This window comes from Capnocytophaga sputigena (assembly GCF_002302495.1).
GTDB lineage: Bacteria > Bacteroidota > Bacteroidia > Flavobacteriales > Flavobacteriaceae > Capnocytophaga > Capnocytophaga sputigena.
Genome location: NZ_CP022379.1, coordinates 1,039,631 through 1,047,597 on the forward strand (window position 1 = coordinate 1,039,631; position 7,967 = coordinate 1,047,597).

Annotated in this window: 10 protein-coding genes and 1 tRNA gene; 5 read left to right on the forward strand and 6 right to left on the reverse strand. The window is 40.3% G+C overall.

Annotated features, from left to right (window positions below; translation table 11 throughout):
- The first annotated feature begins 7 nt into the window (after positions 1-7).
- Together CGC57_RS04490 and CGC57_RS04495 are read left to right on the forward strand one after the other, a co-directional pair.
- A complete protein-coding gene (locus CGC57_RS04490) occupies positions 8-541 on the forward strand; it encodes a c-type cytochrome (protein WP_095898141.1) in 534 nt (177 codons plus the stop codon).
- Between the two features lie 5 nt (positions 542-546).
- Complete coding sequence (locus tag CGC57_RS04495) at positions 547-1,308, forward strand: hypothetical protein (RefSeq protein ID WP_095898142.1); 762 nt, start codon at positions 547-549, stop codon at positions 1,306-1,308.
- Between the two features lie 4 nt (positions 1,309-1,312).
- Here CGC57_RS04495 and CGC57_RS04500 read toward each other — a convergent pair.
- The 5 genes from CGC57_RS04500 to CGC57_RS04520 form a co-directional block, all read right to left on the reverse strand.
- A tRNA-Arg gene (locus CGC57_RS04500) sits at positions 1,313-1,384 on the reverse strand.
- A gap of 22 nt (positions 1,385-1,406) precedes the next feature.
- Entirely contained in the window at positions 1,407-1,856 is a 450-nt protein-coding gene (locus tag CGC57_RS04505; protein ID WP_002680144.1) for a GatB/YqeY domain-containing protein, read from the reverse strand.
- A gap of 70 nt (positions 1,857-1,926) precedes the next feature.
- Positions 1,927-2,496, reverse strand: a complete 570-nt coding sequence (gene gldD / locus CGC57_RS04510) for a gliding motility lipoprotein GldD (RefSeq protein WP_095898143.1) — start codon at positions 2,494-2,496, stop codon at positions 1,927-1,929.
- Positions 2,497-2,570: 74 nt separating this feature from the next.
- Complete coding sequence (locus tag CGC57_RS04515; RefSeq protein ID WP_095898144.1) at positions 2,571-2,891, reverse strand: hypothetical protein; 321 nt, start codon at positions 2,889-2,891, stop codon at positions 2,571-2,573.
- A 37-nt stretch (positions 2,892-2,928) separates the two neighbouring features.
- On the reverse strand, positions 2,929-3,618 hold the full coding sequence (locus CGC57_RS04520; RefSeq protein ID WP_095898145.1) for a ComF family protein: 690 nt from the start codon (positions 3,616-3,618) through the stop codon (positions 2,929-2,931).
- Positions 3,619-3,791: 173 nt separating this feature from the next.
- Here CGC57_RS04520 and CGC57_RS04525 point away from each other — a divergent pair, with 173 nt between their 5' ends.
- The 3 genes from CGC57_RS04525 to CGC57_RS04535 all read left to right on the forward strand — a co-directional run bounded on the left by CGC57_RS04525 (position 3,792) and on the right by CGC57_RS04535 (position 7,056).
- The gene (locus CGC57_RS04525; protein WP_095898146.1) at positions 3,792-5,342 is read left to right on the forward strand and encodes a glycine--tRNA ligase; all 1,551 of its coding nucleotides are present in this window, start codon (positions 3,792-3,794) and stop codon (positions 5,340-5,342) included.
- An 18-nt stretch (positions 5,343-5,360) separates the two neighbouring features.
- A complete protein-coding gene (locus CGC57_RS04530) occupies positions 5,361-5,963 on the forward strand; it encodes a PAS domain-containing protein (RefSeq protein WP_095898147.1) in 603 nt (200 codons plus the stop codon).
- Between the two features lie 88 nt (positions 5,964-6,051).
- Positions 6,052-7,056: a phosphatase PAP2 family protein gene (locus CGC57_RS04535; RefSeq protein ID WP_095898148.1), complete on the forward strand. Its 1,005-nt coding sequence runs from the start codon at positions 6,052-6,054 to the stop codon at positions 7,054-7,056.
- Positions 7,057-7,113: 57 nt separating this feature from the next.
- Here the strand turns inward: CGC57_RS04535 and ric are convergent, their stop codons facing one another.
- Entirely contained in the window at positions 7,114-7,836 is a 723-nt protein-coding gene (gene ric, locus CGC57_RS04540) for an iron-sulfur cluster repair di-iron protein (protein WP_002680102.1), read from the reverse strand.
- Positions 7,837-7,967: the final 131 nt, after the last annotated feature.

Consider the following 7,967-nt stretch of genomic DNA (forward strand, 5'->3'; position numbering starts at 1 on the left):
GTAAGAAATGAAACATTTTAATAATTATATAAAGTATGTATTGCTAATATCATTGGCTATTGGTTGCAGGAACAAACAACAGCGCAACATTGAGTTCATGCCCGATATGTATGAGAGTCCTGCTTATAAAACTTATGAAGTTGCTCCGCTCTCTCCTCCTGAACACACTGTGAAAAGAGGTGAGTTGCCCTATAGCTACCCCAATACTATTGAAGGTTATGAGCAAGCCAAAACTCAATTGCACAACCCCTTAGCAACTGATTCCTTACAACAAACTCAAAACCTCACCAATGGCAAAGCACTTTACGGCATCTATTGCGCGCTCTGTCACGGTGAGAAAGGTGATGGCAAAGGAATTTTAGTACAAAGGGAAAAGTTTTTTGGAGTGCCTAATTATAAAAATCGAGATTTTACGGAGGGGAGTATCTATCACGTAATTTACTACGGACGCAATGCAATGCCCGCCTTTGCTACTCAACTCAGTGAGAAAGAACGCTGGCAAGTAACAATGTACGTTGAACAGCTAAGAGATAAGAGGTAAGAAGTATGAGCATATTGTTTTTAACATATTCAATTCTATTGTTTATTGCGCTTACGTTAGTAGGGGTATTGGTATTTTATGCTATCAACAAAGTCACGCACGCTGAGTGGGCTATGAGTTTGTACCCTATAATGAAGCGTATCACAACACCTTTGTGGTTAGTATTATTAGTTTTGTTAGGGGTGCTGTATATAGTGCATCGCGAATCTTATTTTCTGTTGCGTGCTGTAGGTTATATGGCAGTATGGGCGGGGTATCGCCATACTTTAAAAAAGTTTAAGAGTTTAACGCCTCACGTACTATTCTTAGTCATTTTCTTTCTTACCGAAACCCCAATGGCGTGGGATTGGTTTTTGAGTCTTACCCCTGAATGGCAAAGCACCCTCTTTGCGTGGCAATTGCTCAGCAGTTTTCTGCTCTCAGGCATTGCGCTCATTACCTTATTTAGCAAGCCAGAGCACTATCACGATTTAGGCAAATACCTCTTTGGATTCTCTATTTTCTGGGCGTATTTGTGGTTCTCACAATATATGCTGATATGGTACGCCAATATCCCCGAAGAAACTATTTATTACCAAACCCTTCTTAGCAAAGGTTATGGAGAGGCAATTGTAGCAATGCTCATTCTCAGTTTTGCGCTACCTTTTCTCATCTTGCTTTCCTCACGAGCCAAACAAAAAAAGCTGCTCCTTTTTGGAACAGCTATCCTTATATTATTGGGGCAATACCTCAATTTTTATTTAATGGTAATGCCGTTTGTAAAATAATTTGTGACCACAAGGGGACTCGAACCTCTATCTTCAGAACCGGAATCTGACATTCTATCCATTGAACTATGCGGCCCTTCTTATTAAAATATATACTACTATGACAATAATTTCTTCACAATATCCGAAATCAATTTGCCATCGGCTTTGCCTGCTAATTGCTTAGTAGCTGCGCCCATTACCTTGCCCATATCCTTAGGACTTGTAGCTCCTACTTGGGCGATAATGCCTTTCAACGCTTCTTCTACTTCGGCTTCACTGAGCTGGGCTGGCAAGAATTTCTCTATTACTGCCATTTGTGCCAATTCAGGTTCAGCTAAATCATTGCGACCTTGCTGGGTGTAGAGTGCGGCGCTATCTTTGCGCTGTTTTACTAATTTTTGCAAGAGTTTGAGCTCGTCGGCTTCCGATAATTCTTCAGAGGCTCCTGCTTCGGTTCTGGCTAACAATATAGCCGATTTGATGGCTCTTAGCGATTCTAAAGCTACCGTATCTTTGGCTTTCATCGCTTCTTTGAGCGCTTCCATTACTTTAGTTTGTAAACTCATAATTCATTTAGTGTTTTATGGGGCAAAAGTAAAGCAATATTTCTAAATTGCCAACAGTTCTCCCCTATTTTTATTTCCAACGAAGGGTTTCCATTATGCGGCGCATATCTCTCTGCAAATAATCACTCGCTGGTTGTACCGAGTCGTAATTAGGTTCTACATTAAAATAAATAGACCCCGAGATAAAGTGTTTCACACTATCAGTAGCGTAAAACTGTGATTGTGAAGCCGCATTGCCATACACTTGATAGAACATACCATATACTTTGGTCGTATCGTTCACAAAAGTTGTGGCTGCAATATTATCGGCTTTTACGGTGTGCTTATAAGTGAAGTTCTGTGCATCGGTGAGGAGTTTGCGTATATTGCCATCTACATTTTTATAAGTGAGGTAGATAGTTGCCTTCATCGCTGGATAATTGATATTCACATCACAAGAATTGGCTTTGTGTTCTATAGACGAAAGGGTGTTTGCCTCAAAAGTAAACGGACAGTTAGGCAAATCGGTTACAGAGCTATAAGCTGCTTGCGGATAATCCAAACGAAGTCCGCCTTTAGGTTTAGGTAAAATATCGGTGGCACAAGCGGCTATTGAAAGCGCCCCAATAAAGATTAAAATGCTGTATATAAATGTTTTCATTGGAATCAATAACAAAAAACCTCAGCGCAACTGCTAAGGTTTTCCAGTAATTTTAAAATTTATATAATGAGAAACTATTTAGCTTCTTCATTTTCGGCTTTGTGCTCGCCGTCTTTTTTGCAGCAAGATTTCTTTTTACCATCTTTGCTGCACTCTTTTTTGTCGGCTTCTTTACCGTCTTTTTTGCAGCAAGATTTTTTCTTACCATCTTTGCTACATTCTTTTTTCTCGCCGTCTTTATCGCAAGATTTTTTCACTTTCACACCACCGTTACCATCTTGGTCTACGATAAGAGATTTAGCTACTTTATTGAGATTAAGGGTCATAGCCCCTGCGTTAGCACTGAACGCGAACATAGCGAATGCTACAAGCATCATTTTAAAAGTGTTCTTCATACAATATATTTATTTAGTTATTAATTTTTTTTCAATGTTAAGAGCGTATGGTAAAACCTATTCCTGCTACAGCGATTTTCACTCCTTCGATAGTGGATAACTGTTCGCAACAATGGGAGAGTGTAGCCCCTGTGGTGATAAGGTCGTCTATGAGTAGTATATGTTTGTTTTTCAGCTTTTCAGGATGCTGCAACACAAATATATGTTCGCTTTCCTCCAAACGCCGCCACGATATTTTTCTGGTTTGAGTAGTATTAGCAGTAACCTTTAGCAACACATCATCTACATAGCTCACTCCTAATACCTTAGCAACTGTTTTAGCTAATAAAGCTACTTGGTTGTAACCTCTTTTCTTTAGTTTATCACGGTGCAAAGGCACGGGGATTACCACTTCTACTAACTGATAGAGAGGCGATTGAGAGAGCCTATTACCCAGCCAATTGCCAAGCCACTCGCCTATTTGTTCTTCACCTCTGTACTTGAGATGATGTATCAAATGTTGTGCCACACTACCTTTTTGAAAGTAAAATAATGTCATTGCGGCTGTAATATCATTTTGTAGCGAGAGCAGTTGCATTACCTCATTATCTGCTCGCAAATGAAAATGAGTTTCCTCTAAATCTCTACTGCAATCTCGGCACAAAAAGCGTTCTTCCTCTTTCAGCATTTTGCCACAAGCCCTGCAGTAATGAGGGGTAAAAACCGACAATAAATCTGATAGTATCATAGTTTTAGTTTTAGGGGTTAGAGGTTCGTAATTCGTTAGCTAAAAAACACAATTACAACAACTTTTTCGGCAAAGATACTCCTTTTTCCAAAAAATAATAGTACCTTTGTCCAATTATTTTCAATCTCAAACGAAACTCAATCTATTTTTATAACTGAAAATCAATTGAATATATGGCAAATACAGACGATCAATTCAAAAAAGTTATTGCTCACGCCAAAGAATATGGCTTTATTTTTCCATCCAGTGAAATCTACGACGGACTTGGTGCCGTGTACGATTACGGTCAGAATGGCGTTGAACTCAAAAAGAATATCCGCGAATATTGGTGGCGCGCAATGGTGCAAATGAACGAGAACATTGTGGGTATCGATGCTGCTATTTTTATGCACCCTACTACGTGGAAGGCTTCTGGACACGTGGATGCTTTCAACGACCCACTGATTGATAACAAAGACTCTAAAAAACGCTACCGCGCCGATGTGCTCGTAGAAGATTACGTTGCTAAACTCGACGATAAAATTGAAAAAGAAATTGCTAAAGCTCAAAAACGTTTTGGCGATGCTTTTGACCGCGAGCAGTTTGTAACTACCAATCCTCGTGTGTTAGAATACAAACAACGCGGTGAAGAAATATTACACCGCTTGGGCAAATCGCTTGAGAAAGAAGACCTCGCCGATGTAAAAGCCCTTATCGAAGAACTCGAAATTGCCGACCCCGAAACAGGTTCACGCAACTGGACAGATGTAAAACAGTTCAACCTAATGTTCGGCACCAAAATAGGCGCCTCTGCCGATACCTCTATGGATTTATACTTGCGCCCCGAAACCGCTCAAGGTATTTTTGTAAACTTCCTCAACGTACAAAAATCTGGACGTATGAAAATTCCTTTCGGGATTGCCCAAACAGGTAAAGCCTTCCGCAACGAGATTGTGGCGCGCCAATTTATTTTCCGTATGCGCGAGTTTGAACAAATGGAAATGCAATTCTTCATCAAACCAGGTACCCAACAACAATGGTATGAGTATTGGAAAGAAACCCGCCTCAAATGGCACTTATCATTAGGAATGGGTGAAGAAAACTATCGTTACCATCCGCACGAAAAGCTGGCTCACTACGCCGATGCAGCTTGCGACATTGAATTCCGTTTCCCATTTGGTTTCAAAGAATTAGAAGGTATCCACTCTCGTACTAATTTCGACCTTGGTAACCACGAGAAATATTCAGGTAAAAAAATGCAATACTTTGACCCTGAAGAGAAAGTGAGCTACACCCCTTATGTACTCGAAACTTCTATTGGGCTCGACCGTATGTTCCTTGCGGTATTCTCTAACTCATTGCAAGAAGAAGCGTTAGAAGGAGGAGATACTCGCACCGTATTGCGCTTGCCTTTTGTGTTGGCTCCTACCAAAGTAGCCGTATTGCCATTGCTCAAAAAAGACGGACTTCCAGAAGTTGCCGAGCAAATAGTAAACGAGTTAAAATACGATTTCAATGTAGCTTACGACGAAAAAGATGCCGTAGGTCGCCGTTATCGCCGTCAAGATGCCGTAGGTACACCTTTCTGCGTGACTGTTGATCACCAAACTTTGGAAGACAACACTGTTACTTTGCGCCACCGCGACACTATGGAGCAAGTGCGCATTGCTATTCCCGAATTGCGCGCTACTATTGCTAAAGAAGTGGATATGCGCAATTGGCTGCACAAATTAGATAAGAAGTAAGAGATAAGAGGTAAGAAAATGACTGAAAATCCAACAATTAAACGCCCTGAGCCTATAGACGAAGAAGTGTTGTGGGATAAAACCACTACCCTGATGAGTCGCACTAACAAGCACGGGCATATAATGGAAACCAATAAGGCATTTCAGGAAGTATCAGGTTATAGTGAGGCTGAGTTATACAACCAGCCTCATAGCCTTATCCGCCACCCCGATATGCCCAAAGTGGTTTTTAAAATACTGTGGGACAACCTCAAAGGGCGTAACAACTTCCACGCTATCATCAAGAATCTCTCTAAAAGTGGACGTTACTATTGGGTAATCACAAATTTTCAAATCGTACGCGATGAACACGATGAGATTACTGCCTTTGTATCACACCGCAAAGCATTGCCTAAAGCACTCATCAGCGAGCATATAGCCCCTTTGTACGAACGACTCTTAAAGATTGAAAAAGCCAATGGTTTGGAAGTAAGCGAACGCTATTTCAACGGATTTTTGGAAGACCGCAAAACTACCTACGATGCTTTCATTCGACAGTTGCTCAAAGAAAACGCTCAAGAAATCAAAGCCTTCTACAACAACGAAAACACTGATAGTTTTTTGAATGATTTGATTCGATAGAATATCATAAATTTTTAAATCTTTTTAAAGTAACAAATTACTAAATCGTCAGTCGCGACTGACGATTTAATTTTATAAAAAACTACAAATGAAATACCTTTTATTACTCTCCTTTATTTTTCCCCTCTCCCCTGCTATAGCGCAGGAAAACGACTCTATTCCTCAAGCTACACTGGATAGTGTTGTAGTTCCTGAAAAAGGAAGTTATAAAATCAATGATCAGCTAACCTATATATACCAAAAGCCGCGCTTTGTGGATATCTTCAACAAGATACCACATAATATAGGAAAATCGGCGGTGGAGATGGTGTCTAAACCAAATTATCCTTACGGATTGGCGGCTATTGGTGCTACTGCGGCACTCATTCCTGCCGACCCTTGGCTCATTAGAGAAAGTAGAAGTTTGGGTGAGAATTTAGGACTAAATGAAGCGCATACCTATAAGAAGTTAGGCTTTTTAAAAATCGTTCCCGCTGATGTAAATTCTGCTTTATACTTTATAGGAAATGGTACTACTTTTATCATCATCAGTGGAGGGATGGCTACCTATGGACTCATCACAGGTGATTATCGCGCCAAAAGTACTGCTATGCAGATATTAGAAAGTATTATCGTATCAGGGGCTTTTGTGCAACCTATCAAACGACTCACAGGGCGCGAGAGTCCGTTTATTACAGCTAATGATGGGCGTTGGCACAGCCATTGGACGTTTGCTCCCAGCTTTAAAGCCTATCAAGAGGATACGCCTCACTACGATGCAATGCCTTCAGGACACCTCACCACAGCAATGTCGGCACTTACCGTAATTGCGGAAAACTACCCCGATTACAAATGGATAAAGCCCGTAGGTTACACTGCTTTAGGTTTAATGTGCTACGAGATGATGCAAAGTAAAGTACACTGGGCTTCCGACTACCCTATCGCCCTATTCGTGGGGTATATCACTGGTAAAACGATTGCTAACAGACGTATTACTAAAGTAAAAACAGAAGAAGTAAATGCTCTCAACCCTAAAAAATATCATTGGGAATTTAGCACTTCCAATACTTGGGACGGATATCAGTTAGTAGGGGTAAATATTAGATTTAGATAAGAGGTAAGAGATAAGAAAAAAAGCTGTTCAGCGGGTGCTGAACAGCTTTTTTTGTTATTAGCCTCTTAGTTGTTTTTCTAAAGCGATGGCTTTAGGGAAAAGGATATTGTTTTCGAGGTGGATATGGCGGTTTAAATCGGCTTCAAACTCTTGGAGCATTTGGTAAGTTACTTTGTAAGTGTTGCAAGCATCGGCGGGAGGTGTATAGTTGTTAGTAAGTTTTACAATCTCTTCAAAACGCTCACCTTCTACACTGTGTTCGTGCATCATCATAGCTACTGGATTTTCTACTGTACCAAAAGGTATTTCGCCAAGAGCCTCACCTGATTGTTGTTTTTTCACAAGATTTTCGATAAAAGGGAAAAGTACATTTTCTTCTTTTACAAAGTGGGATGCGAGGTCTTGCGCACTCTCATTGAAAATACGATTGATTTCAAAAAGCTCGGGGTGACGATCGCCGTGTACACGACATAATTTATCTAAGAATTGCAAGAGCATAGGAGATTTGTCGCGCACATACTGGTGGTGAATGCGTACGATATAGTTAGCCAAAAGGTCGAGAGGCCAATCGCGTACATCTACTTCGTTGCTATTGCCTTTAGGGAGCGCTTCTAATTCGTTGATGAGAGCTTGTTTATCCACGTTTTTTTTGTCGCAAGCCTCGTCTATAGAGCGACCGCCTTTGCAGCAAAAGTCGATACCGTGTTTTTTAAATATAGCCGCTGTGCGGAAGTCATCGGCAACGATTTCGCCAATGGTTTTGTTTGTTGATATACTCATAGTGATTTAAATTTAGGGTGCAAAGATACAAAAGTATTTTTGAATAATAAAAGTGTTTAAAATCTTTTTATTAGATTTGTATAGAAAGTGCTAACAAATAAAAAGGGAAAAACTATGAAAGTCAAATTTTA

Excerpts from the sequence above, each read along its gene's own strand:
- CGC57_RS04525 (WP_095898146.1), top strand. The coding sequence starts at position 3,792 with ATGGCAAATACAGACGATCAATTCAAAAAAGTTATTGCTCACGCCAAA.
- ric (WP_002680102.1), bottom strand. The coding sequence starts at position 7,836 with ATGAGTATATCAACAAACAAAACCATTGGCGAAATCGTTGCCGATGAC.
- CGC57_RS04520 (WP_095898145.1), bottom strand. The coding sequence starts at position 3,618 with ATGATACTATCAGATTTATTGTCGGTTTTTACCCCTCATTACTGCAGG.
- gldD (WP_095898143.1), bottom strand. The coding sequence starts at position 2,496 with ATGAAAACATTTATATACAGCATTTTAATCTTTATTGGGGCGCTTTCA.
- CGC57_RS04495 (WP_095898142.1), top strand. The coding sequence starts at position 547 with ATGAGCATATTGTTTTTAACATATTCAATTCTATTGTTTATTGCGCTT.
- CGC57_RS04535 (WP_095898148.1), top strand. The coding sequence starts at position 6,052 with ATGAAATACCTTTTATTACTCTCCTTTATTTTTCCCCTCTCCCCTGCT.
- CGC57_RS04490 (WP_095898141.1), top strand. The coding sequence starts at position 8 with ATGAAACATTTTAATAATTATATAAAGTATGTATTGCTAATATCATTG.
- CGC57_RS04505 (WP_002680144.1), bottom strand. The coding sequence starts at position 1,856 with ATGAGTTTACAAACTAAAGTAATGGAAGCGCTCAAAGAAGCGATGAAA.
- CGC57_RS04515 (WP_095898144.1), bottom strand. The coding sequence starts at position 2,891 with ATGAAGAACACTTTTAAAATGATGCTTGTAGCATTCGCTATGTTCGCG.
- CGC57_RS04530 (WP_095898147.1), top strand. The coding sequence starts at position 5,361 with ATGACTGAAAATCCAACAATTAAACGCCCTGAGCCTATAGACGAAGAA.